Genomic DNA, 15,496 nt, shown 5'->3' with positions numbered 1-15,496 from the left:
ATATGGCCTATGAGCGACGACAACGATATTAGGCATGGACGACACTGCGTTTTTAAGATACATGTCCATGTGGTCTTTGTAGCGAAGTATCGCCGCAGCGTGTTCGATGGAGATGCTATCAACCGGCTGCTCACCATCTTCGCCAAGGTCTGCGCCGATTTCGAGGCTGAACTGATGGCGATGGNTGGCGAAGACGATCACGTGCATCTGCTGGTCGAGTACCCGCCCAAGGTCGCCATTTTCAACCTCGTGAACAACCTCAAGGGTGTGTCCAGCCGCCTGCTGCGCAAGGAACGACCCGACATCCAGAAACGCTACTGGAAGGGCGTACTATGGTCGCCGTCCTACTTCGCTTCATCCTGTGGCGGTGCGCCGATTTCCATCGTGCGGCAGTACATCGAGCAGCAGCAGACACCCCACTGCAACTCAAGGACGGCTACGCCGTCCGCGCTATCCTTCCCCGCCCTGAACGGCGGGGCTTGTCGCGCACCCGGTCACTAAGTTACGCAGGGCTTAGAAAGCGTGAAAGGTATCGGGGCTTGTCGCGCACCCGGTCACTAAGTAGAGTGATTGGCGACGGTGTTGTAGGCGTTAAAGACGCTTGTCGTGGTTGAGGTGGGCATAAATAGGCCTAGCTAAGCTACCGTTTTTTAATGGTTTTTTTGCTAATGGGAAGAAAAAAATAGCACTTTAAGTTTTTACTTAAATGGCTTATAATGTGCTCTTTTAGTTTTGTCAAATCAAGTCGCATTATTTTTACAATTTTTAGATTTCAGTGGATATGGGAATAAAAGTGCTTTTTGTGAGTATGGGTGGTCTTTGTCGGGCGCCGGGTGCAGTCGGCGTTTTACGCCATATGCTACAGGAAGCGGGCTTGTCTGACACGATTACAGTGGATGCGGTCGCCACGCATAACTATCATTTGGGTGATGCGCCCGACGGGCGGGTGCAGTTTGTCTGCCGTCGACGCGGTTATGATGTGAGCGATATGCAAGTGCGTCAGATCACCTTAGAGGATTTTCGTGATTATGACATTATTCTTGCCATGGATTGGGAAAATCTCTCCTATATGCAGCAGATTTGTCCGCGTCCCTTGCATCATAAACTGATGCTGTTAATGCGCTTTGCAAATGACTATGAAGAAGCAACGGTGCCCGATCCCTTTTATGGCGGGCTAGATAGCTTCTACAAAATGCTGGACTATCTTGAGGACGCCTGTCAGGGGGTGTTTGAGGTGGTCAGTCGTCGCACGAAGTCCACCCAAGTGGCTTAGGACTGGGGTCGTGCTGGTGTAGGCGTGATAGGATCTCAGCTTATCAGCGCCCGGCTATCATCAGCACTTATCCTCATGCGTTGCGCTTTTAGCCACAGTATCTGCAAAAATTCTATTTAACTCCTTAATACCATAGCAATTTACTATACTATTTGTTATACTTGAGTAAATCACTCAGGTATTGAGGCTGGCTATGGTTATTATAGCTAGTTTATTTAGTTGTTAAAATTTTTTTGACCGTATACTTGAGTAAATTAGTGGGATTTTTTAGGAGCCATTTATGCGCTTAACAACCAAGGGGCGTTTTGCCGTGACAGCTATGATTGACTTAGGTCTGCGCTATCATAGCGGGCCGGTGACATTGGCGGCCATTAGTGAGCGACAAAATATCTCTTTATCCTACCTTGAGCAGTTATTCGGTAGGCTACGTCGCCATGAGTTAGTGGAAAGTGTACGTGGGCCGGGTGGTGGTTATTTATTAGCCCGTTATGCCAGAGATATTAGTGTTGCAGATATTATTTTTGCGGTTGATGAACCCGTCGATACCACGGCCTGTGGTAGCAAAAAGGCATGTGATACCGGCAGGGACGGTGCAACCTCAGGTCATTGTATGACGCATGAGCTATGGACCGACTTAAATCGTCATGTGGTGGATTTTTTGGACAATGTGTCTTTGCAGGATTTAGTCGATAAGCAGCGTATGCGCCAGTTAAACCATCAAAACAAATCGTCCGCTCACGCTGAGGTAGTGATGCGTGATAAGACCAGCGATAAGACAAGTGGCATCCTGTCGGGTGCTGTTTGATACAGGAGTTAGTAATGTCAGTAAGTTTACCAATCTATTTTGACTACTCAGCAACAACACCGGTTGATCCGCGTGTGGTTGATGCGATGGTGCCTTGGTTATATGAGAAGTTCGGTAACCCGGCCTCACGCAGTCACGCATTCGGCTGGGAAGCTGAAGAAGCGGTTGAGCAGGCGCGTCAGCATGTGGCTGATTTGATCGGCGCCGATTCGCGCGAGGTGATTTGGACCTCGGGTGCCACCGAGTCAAATAACCTGGCAATCAAGGGGATTGCGCAGTTTTATCAGTCACGCGGCAAGCATATTATCACTGTCAAAACCGAGCACAAGGCGGTACTTGATACGATGCGCGAATTAGAGCGTGAAGGTTTTGAAGTGACCTATCTTGACGTACAGTCTAATGGTCTCTTAGATTTAGAAGTCTTAAAGGCGGCGCTGCGTCCGGATACAATTTTGGTTTCCGTGATGTGGGTGAATAATGAGATCGGTGTAATTCAGGATATTGAAGCCATCGGTGAGCTTTGCCGTGCAAATAAAACCGTTTTCCACGTGGATGCGGCCCAAGCGGCAGGCAAGGTGGATATCGACCTCAACAAGGTGAAGGTAGATTTACTTTCTTTATCGGCTCATAAGGCCTACGGCCCTAAGGGTATTGGTGCTTTGTATGTGCGTCGTAAACCTCGTATTCGTTTAGAAGCGCAAATGCACGGTGGTGGTCATGAGCGTGGTTTCCGCTCAGGTACCTTGGCGACCCACCAGATCGTGGGTATGGGCGAAGCCTTCCGTATTCTTAAGGAGGATATGGCCAAGGATAATGAGCGTATCCGTGCGCTTAGAGATCGTTTGCTACAGGGTCTGTCCGAGATCGAAGAGGTCTATATTAACGGTGATATGGAGCATCGTATCGGTGCCAATCTTAACATCAGTTTTAACTATGTTGAGGGTGAGTCATTGATGATGGCGATTAATGACTTAGCGGTATCGAGCGGTTCTGCCTGTACTTCTGCTAGTTTAGAGCCTTCCTATGTGTTGCGTGCACTTGGTCGTGATGATGAGTTGGCGCACAGCTCCATTCGCTTTACCTTGGGTCGTTTTAATACCGAAGAAGAAGTGGATTACGCAATTGAATTAATTAAAAAACAAGTGGCTAAGTTACGTGAAATGTCGCCACTCTGGGATATGCATTTAGAGGGTATTGATGTCAGCGCCATTGAGTGGACTGCACATTAATTTCACCATCAATCGTCATTTATTTTAAGGAGTTAGGTCATGGCATACAGTGATAAAGTTTTAGACCATTATGAAAATCCTCGTAACGTCGGCAGTTTTGAAAAGGACGAGGCCGGTGTGGGTACGGGCATGGTTGGCGCCCCGGCGTGTGGTGATGTAATGCGACTACAGATTAAGGTAAGCGATGCGGGTGTGATTGAAGACGCGCGTTTCAAAACCTACGGCTGTGGTTCCGCTATTGCTTCCAGTTCGTTAATTACTGAGTGGGTTAAGGGTAAAACCCTGGATGAGGCCTTAGAAATTAAAAATGCTGCGATTGCAGAGGAATTAGCCTTACCACCGGTTAAAATTCACTGTTCTATCCTAGCCGAAGATGCGATTAAAGCAGCGGTTAAGGATTACAAAGAAAAGAATAACGCTTAATCCATTCGGCTGTTTGGCGCTAGCGCTCCGATGGGTGTTGCAAAACGACATCGGAGCAGGCCTTTTTATAAGGCAGGTTATTTAAATTTAAACTAGTGAGTTAGTTATGGCAATCACATTGACAGAAAAAGCAGCTAAGCATATTAAAACTTACCTCGATAAGCGCGGTGCGGGTTTAGGTTTGCGTCTTGGTGTGCGTACCACAGGTTGTTCCGGTATGGCTTATAAACTGGAGTATGTGGATGTGCCTGAACAAGATGATCAGGTCTATGAGAGCTACGATGTCAAGATTTTTGTGGACCCCAAAAGCTTAGTTTATATTGACGGTACCGAACTTGACTACGTTCGCGAAGGGCTTAATGAAGGCTTTAAATTCACTAATCCTAACGAAAAGGCGAGCTGCGGTTGTGGCGAGTCCTTTACGGTTTAAATCCCTCAGGATGTCGCGTGAATCAAGATTATTTTGAATTATTTGAATTGCCTGCGCAATTTGATATCGATCAGGCTGAATTAGAGCGGCTTTGGCGTGCCAAATCGGCCCAAGTCCATCCCGATCGCTTTGCTACCGCTAGCGATGCGGAAAAGCGCGTCGCAATGCAATGGGCGAGCTTAATTAATGAGGCTTATCAGGTATTAAAAAGCCCGTTACAGCGAGCGATTTATTTATGCGAGCAGCATGGCGTGGATATTGCCGCCGAAAGTAATACGGCCATGGCACCCGAGTTTTTATTTAAGCAGATGGAGTGGCGCGAGGAATTAGCGGCTTCAGCGGATGATGGCGCGGCCTTAACACAACTCATGGGGCAGGTCGAGACCGAGGAGCAAGCACTAAATCAGGCGGTCGCCGATTTAATTGATCAGCAACAAGACTGGCCAGCTGCGGCTGAAAAGCTACGTCAATGGTTATTTATCGACAAGTTTCGACGTGAGATTAAAGCGCAATTGCCCTAGTTTTGGCGCAGCAACAATCTCTGCAAGCATTAGAAAAAGAATTTATCTATGGCACTTTTACAAATATCTGAACCCGGCGCATCACCCATGCCGCATCAACGTCGTTTGGCGGTGGGGATTGATTTAGGCACGACGAATTCCTTGGTGGCCTCGGTTCGCAGTAGCGTAGCGGAAATTTTGACAGATGAAAAGGGTAGGAAAAGTATGCCCTCAGCCGTGCGCTATCTTAAAAATGGCGGTGTGCAAATTGGTCATGCCGTCGTGCAATCCAAAAGTCGCAACACGCAAAACACCTTTTTTTCCATTAAGCGTCTGATGGGGCGTGGCTATGAAGAAGTCAAAGCGATGAACTTGCCCTACGAGCTGGTGGCAAGTGAGGGTACGATACGCTTTAAAACCTTACACGGTGATGTTAGTCCGGTGGAGGTATCGGCACAAATTTTGGCTAAGTTGCGTCAATTAGCCGAGGATTCCTTAGGCGATGAACTGGTGGGGGCGGTGATTACTGTACCCGCCTATTTTGATGATGCGCAGCGTCAAGCGACGCGTGATGCGGCGCGCTTAGCCGGGCTGGATGTCTTACGCTTATTAAATGAGCCCACTGCGGCAGCGGTAGCCTATGGCTTGGATCGCGCCGCCGAAGGGGTGTATGCCGTTTATGACTTGGGTGGTGGCACCTTTGATATTTCGATTTTGAATTTAAGCAAAGGGGTGTTTGAGGTCTTAGCCACGGGCGGTAATACGCAATTAGGTGGTGATGATTTTGATGACTTAATTGTCAATGATATTTTAAAGCATCACGAGACAGCCGATTTAAGCCATGCGGATTGGCGCTTATTAAAAAGCCATGCCCGTAAAATGCGCGAGCGTCTAAGTAAGCAAAGCAAGGCCTATTTTAAAGTGAGTTTGTCGAATGGCTTGCATCTGGATTTAAATTATCCACGTTCGCATTTTGAAAATATCGCACGCAAGCTGGTCGAGGATACGCTAGATACGGTTAAGCAGGCCTTACGCGATGCCGATATGAAAGCCTCTGATGTGCGTGGGGTGGTGATGGTGGGTGGCGCAACCCGCATGCCGATTGTGCGCGAGATGGTGGGCGAGCTGTTTGGGACAGAGCCTTTAGTGGATATTGATCCCGATCAGGTGGTGGCCATTGGGGCTGCCTTGCAGGCGAATAAGCTGGTGGGTAATCCCTCACCCGGTGAGGACTGGTTACTCTTAGATGTGACGCCATTATCCCTAGGATTAGAAACCATGGGTGGTCTGGTCGAAAAGGTGATTCCACGTAATAGCACCATTCCAGTGGCACGCGCCCAGGAGTTCACTACTTATAAAGACGGCCAAACGGCCATGAGTTTCCATGTGGTGCAGGGTGAGCGCGAGTTGGTTGATGAATGTCGTTCCTTAGCACGTTTTGAATTGCGTGGGATACCGCCCATGGTGGCGGGAGCAGCCCGTATTCGTGTGACCTTCCAAGTGGATGCCGATGGCTTATTAAATGTCTCTGCCCGTGAAAAAACCTCGGGCGTGGAGGCACATGTGACGGTTAAACCATCCTACGGTCTGACCGACGAGGAAGTGACCCGGATGTTGAGTGAGGGCATGCAGCTTGCAGCGGAAGATGCGAAGCAGCGTTCACTACGCGAACAACAGGTCAATGGCGGTCGTTTGATTGAGTCGATTGTCGCCGCCTTGGCCTCCGATAGTGATTTATTAAGCGCTGCAGAGGAAGCGAAGATTCGTAGTGAAGTGGAGCAGCTACAGCAATTAATTGCGGGTGAGGATACGGAGGCCATTCGTGCCCAGATCCATCGTTTAAGCCAAGCCACGGATGATTTTGCAGCGAAACGTATGGATCGTAGTATCCGTCGTGCGCTTTCTGGCAAAAGGGTTGAAGAGTTATAATTCAGGAGTTAGCAAAAGATGCCTAAAATTACGGTATTACCTCATGCAGAAATCTGCCCTGAGGGTAAAGTCATCGAAGATGTTCCGACGGATGTGAGTGTCTGTCAGATTCTTTTGGATAATGGTATTCCCATGGAGCATGCCTGTGAGATGGTCTGTGCTTGTACCACTTGCCACATTATTGTCAAAGAGGGTTTCGACTCCTTAGATGAGGCAAGTGAGGATGAGGAGGATATGTTGGATAAGGCATGGGGATTAACCTTCGAGTCGCGACTATCGTGTCAGTCCTATGTGCGGGATGAGGATTTAGTGATTGAAATTCCTAAATACACGATCAATCACGCCAAGGAAAATCATTAATTTATTTATACGACGAGCGTTTTAGGTTTTAGGGGGGGCGCATGATGGCCGCAACAACTAAGCTAATAAAGTTTCTCGCCACAAGTCTAATCGCCGTGTTACTGGCAGCTCCTGCGTGGGCGCAGTCCTATATTGAAAAGCAGTTACATCGTCCGGTGCCTGGTGGTATTGCGGTACTAGCTCTGGCAGAGCGTGGCGTTGTGCCAACAGCGACCTATCAAGGACATGCCGTGCTAGTGGTCCCGAATGGCGACGCTGGGGGCTATTTAGCGATTGTGGGTATTGGTCAAAAAACTAAGCTTGGACAGCATACCTTAACGGTCAATTACGGTGGCACCCAGGAGCTAGTTAATTTTGAGGTCGGTGCAAAAAAATACCGTGAGCAGCATATTAAGCTCAGCAGTAATCGTCATGTGAACCCTTCGCAAGCAGACTTGGATCGTTATAAGCGTGAGGCGGCAGAACAAACGGCAGCCTATAAAGCTTTTAGAGATGCCATACCGAGTAATGTGGTTCTTGACCGTCCGGTAGAGGGCGGGCGCTATTCGAGTCCTTTCGGTTTGCGCCGTTTCTTTAATGGCGAAGAGCGTAATCCGCACGCGGGCTTGGATATTGCCGTGCCACAAGGAACACCAGTTAAGGCCTCAGCTGATGGGGTAGTGACGATTACAGGTGATTATTTCTTTAATGGTAAAACGGTATTTGTTGATCATGGTCAGGGCCTTATCTCCATGTACTGCCATTTGTCCGAAATTGATGTGGTTAAGGGGCAACGGGTGCGCCGCGGTGAGGTGATTGCCAAGGTGGGTAGCACCGGTCGCTCCACCGGTCCACATTTGCATTGGACCGTTAGTTTAAATAATCAACGTGTGGATCCCGCCATTTTTATCGGTGCCTTTGAGCCTTAAGTTTAGGCATTCGCTTGATGTAAACGCCTCTAGATTAATCAGTTATTAATTAGAGGCGTTATTATTTTAGGATTAAAGTTATTAATAGACCTTATGACGATGCAGATCACTACCATTCCTCCTTTATCTGAACTCTTAATTGAGCCGCTTGTGCGTGCCACCTTGGTCGAAGACTTAGGTCGTGCTGGTGATATTACCAGTGATGCGATTATTCCTGCCGAGGTACAAGCTGAGCTTTATTTGGTAGCGCGTGCCGAGGGTGTGTTGGCGGGTTTGGACCTAGCCCGTCTGGCCTTTAAATTGGTCAATGCGGAGATTGTGTTTGAGCCCTTGCTGCAGGATGGGGCGCGTTTGCAAAAGGGCAGTCGTATTGCTCGTGTTGCTGGACCTGCGCGGGCGATGTTGACGGCGGAGCGTACGGCGTTAAACTTTCTTTGTCATTTAAGCGGTATTGCTAGTGTGACGGCACGCATAGCCGATAGCATTGCCGAATGGGGTTGTAAGGTCACATGTACGCGTAAGACCACGCCGTTAATGCGTACGGTAGAAAAGTATGCGGTGCGTGTGGGTGGCGGTCAGAATCACCGCTTTGGTTTGGACGATGCGATTCTGATTAAGGATAATCATATCGCCATTGCGGGTAGTTTGAGTAAAGCGGTGGAGCGAGCGCGTGCTGCCATTGGGGCCATGGTCAAAATCGAGGTCGAGGTGGACACCTTGGAGCAGTTAGATGAGGCCTTAGCACTTGGGGTTGAAGTGATTCTTTTGGATAATATGTCCTTAGACAATTTGGCCGAAGCGGTACGTCGCATTGATGGTCGTGCGATTAGTGAAGCCAGTGGTGGGGTGACGCCTGAAACCGCGGTTGCGATCGCAAAGCAGGGAGTTAATTTAATCGCTATCGGTTGGTTAACCCACAGCGCACCGATTTTAGATATTGGTCTCGATGCGCTAGAGGATTAAGGGTGTCTGAGGTTGTTAGCGCTTGTCCTGTTTTGGGGTTGAGGCATGATGAGGCGGCACCGACCGCAGGCTAGCTCGCTAAACTAGCGGGCTAGTAGGGCGCCGTTTAGCTAAGCCCGCTTACTACTCGTCACGCTCTTCAGCGGCTATTTCCTGGCTTAGCTCTTGCTCTAGGCCTTGTAGTTGCTCCCAAAACTCCCCGCTCATATCAAAATGGGCTTGAATGGGGAAGAGGGCGATATTGTCCGCTTCTACCTCACCGCCCAAGGCAAAGGGGGTAATGTAGTTAAAGATCATGCCCTTTGGCATGGCATCCGCGCCCAGTACCTCATCCCTATAGCGTAACCAGGTGAGGACGCTGAAGTAGTCACGCACAAACTCCTCATCATCAGTGAGTAATTGCTCAAAATCTTCAAAACTATCCGCCACCTGCTCTAAATAGCCGTCAATGGTATCTAGAAAGTAGACGGCGCCGCTTTCTGGGTCGCTCATAAAGGCATCACCAAAAATCGTCACAAACAGTGGCTCCAGCTGTGCTGGGACTAACCATGACCACGCTTTTAGTAGCGCTTGCGAATCAAACTGCTCGGCACCGATACTAATATCGTTGAGGGTAAAATGGATGGTATCGTCGGTAGACATAAGCGTATTCCTTAAAAAAATAAATTAAGGCTTAAAGCGTTGTTCAAAGCTATGATCATCCATGGACACATAGCGAATCGCATCAATCAAACTGAGGACGACGGAAAGTGGTAAAAAGAGCTGCGAGATAATTAAGTATAGCAGCCCGCTAAGGATTTGATTTAAATAAAAGCGATGTACCCCTAGCCAGCCTAAAAAGATGGCAAGCACTATGGCTAATTTGCGTGGTGTGCCTTTTTCTTTTAGCTTGGCATTATTATTTTTAAAGAGCCAGAAGCTGATGATCGAGGTGATAATCAGAGCGAGCGCTATTTTAATGGGATCCTGCATCACATAGCCTTTGAGACTATGATAGATAGAGCTAAGATTGATAATCGCTATCCCAGTCAGCTCATAAACCCAGCTGGCAAAGGCGCTGAAAACATTTTCACCAAAGGTGAGTGCAATCAGCACGGCCGCAAAAATCACAACACTTAAGAGGGCATTTTTTAACATCACGATGATTCCTTATGCTTGATCGAGTCTAAACGCTGCCGGGGCAATGGTACTAGCTTGTGCACTCACTAATTCAGCCAAGAGCTTACCAGAGCCGGTGGCAAGGGTGAGACCCAAGGCACCATGACCGAGATTTAACCAGAGATTGGCATAGGGCGTTTTATCAATAATGGGCTTACCCTTAGGTGTGGCGGGACGTAAGCCTGCCCATTGCTCAGCATGCTCCAAATCACCCGCCCCCGGGAAAAGCTTTTTAGCCTCATTAATTAGGGTGCGAAGACGGCGACTATCAAGTGAGCGATCTAAGCCCACTCTATCCGCCATGCCAGCAATGCGTAGGCGCTCACCGATGCGGGCATAAACTACCTTGCGCTCATAATCTGTAATGCTGACATAGGGCGCTTGCTTTTTGTCTGTGATCTGGAGCGTTAGGCTATAGCCCTTAAGTGGTGCGACCGGGATATTGATGTGTAGCGGTCTTAATAACTCATTGGCAAATGAGCCTAAGGCCACCACGATCGCATCGGCATTGAGCCGTGAGCCATTGTCTAGGAGTACCTCCACCGTTTGCGCCGCGGTACGATGAGCCTGTGTCGGTACAAGGGCTTGAACCCGCTGATTTAATAAAAAGGTCACGCCTTTTTGCTGCAGATTTTTTCTTAAGGCTAGGCAGAGTTTATAGCTATCGACTACCTCCTCACTGGGCGTCCAAATACCGCCCACAATGTCTGCGCGGTGTGGTGCTAATGCCGGCTCTTTCTCAATGCACTCTTCGGTCGATAGGGCATATTGCTCACAACCCAGGGCGCGCTGGATTTCCAATTGCTTAACCGCTGTTTGGAAATGCGCGTGCTCACGATGGACGACTAACTTGCCGGGTCGATCAAAATCCACGTCCTGTATTTCCTCGAACAGCGCATGATATAAGTCACGACTAAAAAAAGATAGACTGAGCAGCTCTTGGGTTGTTTGGCGACTTTGTGCGGCGTTGCAAGCCCTAGCAAAATGAATACCCCAACAGATATCTGCCGGGTTAAGTGAGGGCTTTAAGCGCATGGGCGCATCAGGATCCAGTAGCCATTTAGGCACTTGACTCAGAACGCCGGGAGCGGCCAAGGGTGCCACATAACTATAGGAGAGTTGGGCGCCGTTAGCATAGGAGGTCTGCCTGCCGACTTCCGGCTCTTGCTCAATCACACTGACCTGATAGCCGGCTTGCTGTAAGTAATAAGCACTACATAAACCGATAATACCGGCCCCGAGTACGAGGGCTTGTTTTGACTGTGTTTGTGCTTGATTCATCATCTATCCTAAATTAATGCTTACTTTGTTGCGGTGATTGGCGGCGGTCTTGCTCTAAAGATTCTAACCAAGCCAATTCCTCATCACTAAAACCGGCTAATTGACGTGCGGATTTATTAAACGGACCTTTGGGATTGGCCACGCCATACTGCTTAAGTAAATTGGCATAGGCCTCAATAGGATCTAAATCCAGTGCCGCACATTCGGCTAAATACCAACGATTGCCTATCGCGACATGCCCCACCTCCTCATTTAAAATAATATCGAGGATGGCGACGCTATTGCTATCACCCACCTGGGCTAGACGCTGCTGAATACCGGGCGTGACATCTAAGCCGCGGGCCTCGAGTGTACGCGGCACCAGGGCTAAACGGGCTAATAAATCACCTTTGGTTTTTTCAGCCATATCCCAAAGACCATTGTGCGCAGTATACGCGCCATAATCGTAACCCATGGCCGCTAAACGTTGGCGTAATAAACGGAAGTGCTTGGCTTCCTCTTTTGCCACAGCTAGCCAGTCTAGATAAAATTGCTCAGTTTGCTGAGGAAAGCGCCAAACAATGTCTAAATGGAGGTTAATGGCATTAAATTCAATATGGGCAATAGCATGCAGTAGGGTGGCGCGACCCTCCTCCGTGTGTACTGAGCGCATGCCAACCGCCTTGGGATCGACTAATTCGGGCTTGCTAGGGCGCCCGGGGATAGCGGCACGCTCGGCAATCTCATGATAGTCGGCGTTCAGATCAATCACATAATCCCCATCTAAATTAATCGCTTCAACAGCAGTTACTTTAGCGCAGGGGTCGGATAAAATTAAGGCTTCCAATGCCTGCTTACGTAAGCAGTTAGCGTGAGTCATTACAATTTAAAACCTGATAATAAAAAAAACAAAAAGACATTGTCTAATTCTAACGTTTAGGGACGTAATGTGTCTCAAATGCGTTAGAATTTTTAATTGCACTGATTAAATTAAAATCAAAGCAGAGCAGGAAGTTAGCTCACAGAAGGACGTTATGGATTGGTATAAAGAGTTGGTTGCGAGTATGCAGTGGGTCGGCATTGCCTTTGTTTGCTCGCTGGTGTTGTTGTTTTTAGTAGGTTTTATCTTAGTGCGCACGACCCGTTGGGCAGCGCAGTTTTGGCATATAGCCAAAACTTATTTTAATCCACTAAAAAATCCCATTGCTGCTTTAAATTTTGCGCTGATCCTCTTTTTAAGCTTATTTGGTGTGCGTCTCAGCGTGCTGTTTTCTAACTGGTATAACAGCATGTATACCGCTTTGCAGGAAAAGGACGAGTCCACCTTCTGGATTCAGATGATGGTCTTTGCGGTGCTTGCGATTATTCATATTTTCCGCTCGCTCACGGCCTTTTATATGCAGCAGGCCTTTACCATTCGTTGGCGTGAGGATCTTAACGAGCGGGTACTGAATCAGTGGCTGCGCAATAAAAACTACTACCGCCTGTTTTTTTTAAAGCAGCAAGTAGATAACCCTGATCAACGGATTCAGCAGGATGTGGCAAGCTTTGTCAGCGTCTCCTTAAGCCTAACCCTAGGGCTGATTACCAATATGGTGTCGGTGGTGGCGTTTACGGTGATTTTATGGAATCTATCAGGTCCTTTGGCACTGTTTGGCGTAGAGATTCCGCGCGGGATTGTGTTTATACTCTTTATTTATGTTTTGATTGCCACGGTATTTGCCTTTAAAATCGGTCGTCCTTTGATTCGTTTAAACTTTTTGGATGAGCGGCTTAATGCAAACTATCGTTACTCCCTAATCCGGCTGCGTGAGTATGCGGAAAGTGTAGCTTTTTATGGCGGTGAGCGGGTAGAGGGTTTTAAGTTAAACCAGCGCTTTAAGGCAGTGATTGAAAATGTGTGGGCGATTGTGCACCGTTCTTTAAAGTTTCAAGGCTTTAACTTTATCGTCTCGCAAGTGGCGGTGATTTTCCCCTTTATATTACAGGCGCCGCGTTTTTTCTCTGGGCAATTGACCCTGGGTGGCATGATTCAAACGGCGCAGGCCTTTAGCAGTTTGCAAGATAGCTTGTCGTTTTTCCGTACCGCCTATGATGAGTTTGCCGGGTTCAAAGCGGTATTAGATCGTTTGACCGAGTTTATGGGCGCCATCGATAAGGCAGAGGAATTACCGCATCCCGAGGTGCGACAACAAGCCGATGAGGTGGATTTACAGCAGGTCACCATCAGTACCCCCAATGGCCGTGTGTTGGTGAGGGATTTAGATCTGCAGGTGCAGGCCGGCGATGCCTTATTAATCCGCGGTCCTTCTGGTTCGGGTAAGACCACGATTTTACGAACGGTGGCGGGTTTATGGCCCTATGCCGAGGGTCGTATTACATGCCCCAAGGATGAGGCCTTGTTCCTATCTCAAAAGCCTTACCTGCCTGAGGGGCATTTAATTGATGTGCTTTATTATCCATTCCACGCACCGGACAATGCCCGTGAAGAGGCGATTAAGGTGTTGGAGTTAGTGAGTCTTGGCCATTTAGTGCATCGTATCGATGAAGAAAATCATTGGATGCATATCTTATCCTTGGGTGAGCAGCAGCGTGTTGCCTTTGGTCGTATGTTATTGACCAAACCGAGCGTGGCCTTTTTAGATGAAGCGACCTCAGCGATGGATGAGGGATTAGAGTACGCTATGTATCAACTGATCCGCCAGCGCTTGCCGCATATGCGTCTCATCAGTGTAGGCCATCGCAGTACCTTATTAAGCCATCATACCCATGTGTTAAATCTTTCGGCGGACGGTAGTTGGTCTATGCAAAGTTCAGAAGAAGCGCTTAAGGAATTATCTCAGGAGGTATGGAGTCGGGTGCTACCCGCTACCGATGAGGCGTAGTTGCAATTGAGTTCAGACTTTTGGACATGCCTATTTAATCAAAACGTCATGATCGCGTTGCTAAAATTAGCGCAAGTGAATGCTGGCGGATCTACGCATCATAGGCGAGCGTAATGCCTGTGAGCTAGGCAGATACATCTGCTGTGGTCTGAGGATGGTTGAATAGGGTTTAGCGGCAAACTTAGTAGCTATGTCGTGCTGCTTGTGCTAATTAAGGTAGCAGAACGTTATTCCAATTGCAGCCTAGTATTTCAAAGGGCTTAGTACAAATGGCAATGATCGCAAGTTGGATAGTTTGGATGTTTGAGGAGTTGTGGTCATTGTGGTTGCTCCTCCTACTTTTGTTGAAATTAATTAATTTCAATTTAAACTCTTTGCGTGTGCTTTTGATCTTGTTGCCGGTGATGGTGTTGATTAATCATTTCGATTAGCTTATTCGTGTGCCGATGATTAATCATTACGGTATTGAAACAAGAGGCACGGTCACCTCAGTTGAAAATACCTCGGTTACATTGAATTTTAATAGTGTAAAACGGTATCGAGTGCGCTATACACTAGCAGACAGTAGGCAGCAAGAAGCCTCGTTTTTGAATATCACGGATGATTATTAACCGCGTGATGGTTCAGTACGTATCCCGAGGCAGGGTGGTGAATTTAAACTAAAGTATTTGCCTCAAAAGCCTAAGTACTTTATTTTGCTTGGTGAATCATAGCTGCAAATTGATTAAGGTCTTTCAGGGGTGTCCATGAATTTCTGAGAAGCCTTTTATAGCGCACAACCCGCTTTCTGGTTCATGATCGTTTTTTATGGTGATGGTGGGTTATTTAAGCTTTTTAGATCGGCGTTTTACTAAAAAAGCCAAATGCGTGGAAGCAGAGGTCATGGATTATGAAACGATCAAAGGCGAATTTTCAACGCTCTATGAAGCTAAGATTCGTTATGTTTTTGAGGGTAACACCTATTATCATGCTTCAACAGCTCGCAGTCCTGTGAAACGCTATTAAATTGGTGAGCGTTTACCGTTGTTGGTCAACCCAGCGAATCCACATGAAGTACGGATTCAAGGAAGCGTTGAAGAAAGTCCACTGAGGTTATTCTTAGTGTTTATGAAAATAGCGATGTGGATATGCATATTGGCATTTCTCGCTTGGTTTATTGATAGTGTGATCTGTTTTGAAGATTGAAGTTTTAACTTTTTTGACCGGGTGCGCGACAAGCCCCGCCGTTCAGGGCGGGGAAGGATAGCGCGGACGGCGTAGCCGTCCTTGAGTTTCAGTGGGGTGTTTGCTGCTGCTCGATGTACTGCCGCACGATGGAAATCGGCGCAGACCTTGGCGAAGATGGTGAGCAGCCGGTTGATAGCATCTCCATC

General features: G+C 47.9%; 16 protein-coding genes and 2 pseudogenes. 13 read left to right on the top strand and 5 right to left on the bottom strand.

Going from position 1 to position 15,496, the window contains the following annotated elements; all coding sequences use genetic code 11:
- Positions 1–9: 9 nt before the first annotated feature.
- From tnpA to nadC, 11 genes and pseudogenes are all read left to right on the top strand, one after another.
- A pseudogene (gene tnpA / locus A3GA_RS11655) lies at positions 10–420 on the top strand (IS200/IS605 family transposase); the annotation flags it as partial.
- A gap of 361 nt (positions 421–781) precedes the next feature.
- Positions 782–1,273: a low molecular weight protein-tyrosine-phosphatase gene (locus A3GA_RS0110375; protein ID WP_026156956.1), complete on the top strand. Its 492-nt coding sequence runs from the start codon at positions 782–784 to the stop codon at positions 1,271–1,273.
- Positions 1,274–1,553: 280 nt separating this feature from the next.
- A complete protein-coding gene (locus A3GA_RS0110370; RefSeq protein WP_018027338.1) occupies positions 1,554–2,078 on the top strand; it encodes a Fe-S cluster assembly transcription factor in 525 nt (174 codons plus the stop codon).
- A gap of 14 nt (positions 2,079–2,092) precedes the next feature.
- Positions 2,093–3,307 (top strand): IscS subfamily cysteine desulfurase, encoded by a 1,215-nt coding sequence (locus A3GA_RS0110365; protein ID WP_018027337.1) that lies wholly within the window; start codon positions 2,093–2,095, stop codon positions 3,305–3,307.
- A gap of 39 nt (positions 3,308–3,346) precedes the next feature.
- Positions 3,347–3,730: a Fe-S cluster assembly scaffold IscU gene (gene iscU, locus A3GA_RS0110360; protein ID WP_018027336.1), complete on the top strand. Its 384-nt coding sequence runs from the start codon at positions 3,347–3,349 to the stop codon at positions 3,728–3,730.
- Positions 3,731–3,836: 106 nt separating this feature from the next.
- Positions 3,837–4,160: an iron-sulfur cluster assembly protein IscA gene (gene iscA / locus A3GA_RS0110355; protein WP_018027335.1), complete on the top strand. Its 324-nt coding sequence runs from the start codon at positions 3,837–3,839 to the stop codon at positions 4,158–4,160.
- A 17-nt stretch (positions 4,161–4,177) separates the two neighbouring features.
- Positions 4,178–4,681, top strand: coding sequence for a Fe-S protein assembly co-chaperone HscB (hscB, locus tag A3GA_RS0110350; protein WP_018027334.1), 504 nt, complete (start codon positions 4,178–4,180; stop codon positions 4,679–4,681).
- Positions 4,682–4,729: 48 nt separating this feature from the next.
- Entirely contained in the window at positions 4,730–6,589 is a 1,860-nt protein-coding gene (gene hscA / locus A3GA_RS0110345; RefSeq protein WP_018027333.1) for a Fe-S protein assembly chaperone HscA, read from the top strand.
- 18 nt (positions 6,590–6,607) lie between these two features.
- On the top strand, positions 6,608–6,949 hold the full coding sequence (fdx, locus tag A3GA_RS0110340) for an ISC system 2Fe-2S type ferredoxin (RefSeq protein ID WP_018027332.1): 342 nt from the start codon (positions 6,608–6,610) through the stop codon (positions 6,947–6,949).
- Positions 6,950–6,990: 41 nt separating this feature from the next.
- On the top strand, positions 6,991–7,857 hold the full coding sequence (locus A3GA_RS0110335; protein ID WP_018027331.1) for a peptidoglycan DD-metalloendopeptidase family protein: 867 nt from the start codon (positions 6,991–6,993) through the stop codon (positions 7,855–7,857).
- A 93-nt stretch (positions 7,858–7,950) separates the two neighbouring features.
- Positions 7,951–8,820 carry a carboxylating nicotinate-nucleotide diphosphorylase gene (gene nadC / locus A3GA_RS0110330; protein WP_018027330.1) on the top strand — a complete coding sequence of 290 codons (870 nt, stop codon included), beginning with the start codon at positions 7,951–7,953 and terminating at the stop codon, positions 8,818–8,820.
- Between the two features lie 123 nt (positions 8,821–8,943).
- On the opposite strand, the gene A3GA_RS0110325 is transcribed toward nadC, so the two are convergent.
- Genes A3GA_RS0110325 through A3GA_RS0110310 form a run of 4 tightly spaced genes read right to left on the bottom strand, consistent with a single transcriptional unit; the run spans position 8,944 to position 12,118 of the window.
- The gene (locus A3GA_RS0110325) at positions 8,944–9,462 is read right to left on the bottom strand and encodes an SMI1/KNR4 family protein (protein WP_018027329.1); all 519 of its coding nucleotides are present in this window, start codon (positions 9,460–9,462) and stop codon (positions 8,944–8,946) included.
- A gap of 24 nt (positions 9,463–9,486) precedes the next feature.
- Positions 9,487–9,957: a TM2 domain-containing protein gene (locus A3GA_RS0110320; protein ID WP_018027328.1), complete on the bottom strand. Its 471-nt coding sequence runs from the start codon at positions 9,955–9,957 to the stop codon at positions 9,487–9,489.
- A gap of 12 nt (positions 9,958–9,969) precedes the next feature.
- Complete coding sequence (locus A3GA_RS0110315) at positions 9,970–11,259, bottom strand: D-amino acid dehydrogenase (RefSeq protein WP_018027327.1); 1,290 nt, start codon at positions 11,257–11,259, stop codon at positions 9,970–9,972.
- Positions 11,260–11,272: 13 nt separating this feature from the next.
- Positions 11,273–12,118 carry a ferritin-like domain-containing protein gene (locus A3GA_RS0110310; protein WP_018027326.1) on the bottom strand — a complete coding sequence of 282 codons (846 nt, stop codon included), beginning with the start codon at positions 12,116–12,118 and terminating at the stop codon, positions 11,273–11,275.
- Positions 12,119–12,272: 154 nt separating this feature from the next.
- Between A3GA_RS0110310 and A3GA_RS0110305 the strand changes: the two genes are divergently transcribed.
- Both A3GA_RS0110305 and A3GA_RS0110295 read left to right on the top strand, forming a co-directional pair.
- Positions 12,273–14,123, top strand: coding sequence for an ABC transporter ATP-binding protein/permease (locus A3GA_RS0110305; RefSeq protein WP_018027325.1), 1,851 nt, complete (start codon positions 12,273–12,275; stop codon positions 14,121–14,123).
- 813 nt (positions 14,124–14,936) lie between these two features.
- On the top strand, positions 14,937–15,128 hold the full coding sequence (locus tag A3GA_RS0110295; RefSeq protein WP_146741184.1) for a hypothetical protein: 192 nt from the start codon (positions 14,937–14,939) through the stop codon (positions 15,126–15,128).
- Positions 15,129–15,184: 56 nt separating this feature from the next.
- Here A3GA_RS0110295 and A3GA_RS12225 read toward each other — a convergent pair.
- Positions 15,185–15,496: pseudogene (locus tag A3GA_RS12225) on the bottom strand (hypothetical protein); the annotation flags it as partial.

It is taken from the genome of Oligella urethralis DSM 7531, assembly GCF_000372065.1.
In the GTDB taxonomy this organism is placed as follows: Bacteria; Pseudomonadota; Gammaproteobacteria; order Burkholderiales; family Burkholderiaceae_B; genus Oligella; species Oligella urethralis.
This window is presented reverse-complemented; position numbering and strand designations above follow the sequence as displayed.

Coding starts and splice junctions, on each gene's coding strand:
- A3GA_RS0110375 (WP_026156956.1), top strand. CDS start 782: ATGGGAATAAAAGTGCTTTTTGTGAGTATGGGTGGTCTTTGTCGGGCG.
- A3GA_RS0110370 (WP_018027338.1), top strand. CDS start 1,554: ATGCGCTTAACAACCAAGGGGCGTTTTGCCGTGACAGCTATGATTGAC.
- A3GA_RS0110365 (WP_018027337.1), top strand. CDS start 2,093: ATGTCAGTAAGTTTACCAATCTATTTTGACTACTCAGCAACAACACCG.
- iscU (WP_018027336.1), top strand. CDS start 3,347: ATGGCATACAGTGATAAAGTTTTAGACCATTATGAAAATCCTCGTAAC.
- iscA (WP_018027335.1), top strand. CDS start 3,837: ATGGCAATCACATTGACAGAAAAAGCAGCTAAGCATATTAAAACTTAC.
- hscA (WP_018027333.1), top strand. CDS start 4,730: ATGGCACTTTTACAAATATCTGAACCCGGCGCATCACCCATGCCGCAT.
- fdx (WP_018027332.1), top strand. CDS start 6,608: ATGCCTAAAATTACGGTATTACCTCATGCAGAAATCTGCCCTGAGGGT.
- A3GA_RS0110335 (WP_018027331.1), top strand. CDS start 6,991: ATGATGGCCGCAACAACTAAGCTAATAAAGTTTCTCGCCACAAGTCTA.
- nadC (WP_018027330.1), top strand. CDS start 7,951: ATGACGATGCAGATCACTACCATTCCTCCTTTATCTGAACTCTTAATT.
- A3GA_RS0110325 (WP_018027329.1), bottom strand. CDS start 9,462: ATGTCTACCGACGATACCATCCATTTTACCCTCAACGATATTAGTATC.
- A3GA_RS0110320 (WP_018027328.1), bottom strand. CDS start 9,957: ATGTTAAAAAATGCCCTCTTAAGTGTTGTGATTTTTGCGGCCGTGCTG.
- A3GA_RS0110315 (WP_018027327.1), bottom strand. CDS start 11,259: ATGAATCAAGCACAAACACAGTCAAAACAAGCCCTCGTACTCGGGGCC.
- A3GA_RS0110310 (WP_018027326.1), bottom strand. CDS start 12,118: ATGACTCACGCTAACTGCTTACGTAAGCAGGCATTGGAAGCCTTAATT.
- A3GA_RS0110305 (WP_018027325.1), top strand. CDS start 12,273: ATGGATTGGTATAAAGAGTTGGTTGCGAGTATGCAGTGGGTCGGCATT.
- A3GA_RS0110295 (WP_146741184.1), top strand. CDS start 14,937: ATGGTGGGTTATTTAAGCTTTTTAGATCGGCGTTTTACTAAAAAAGCC.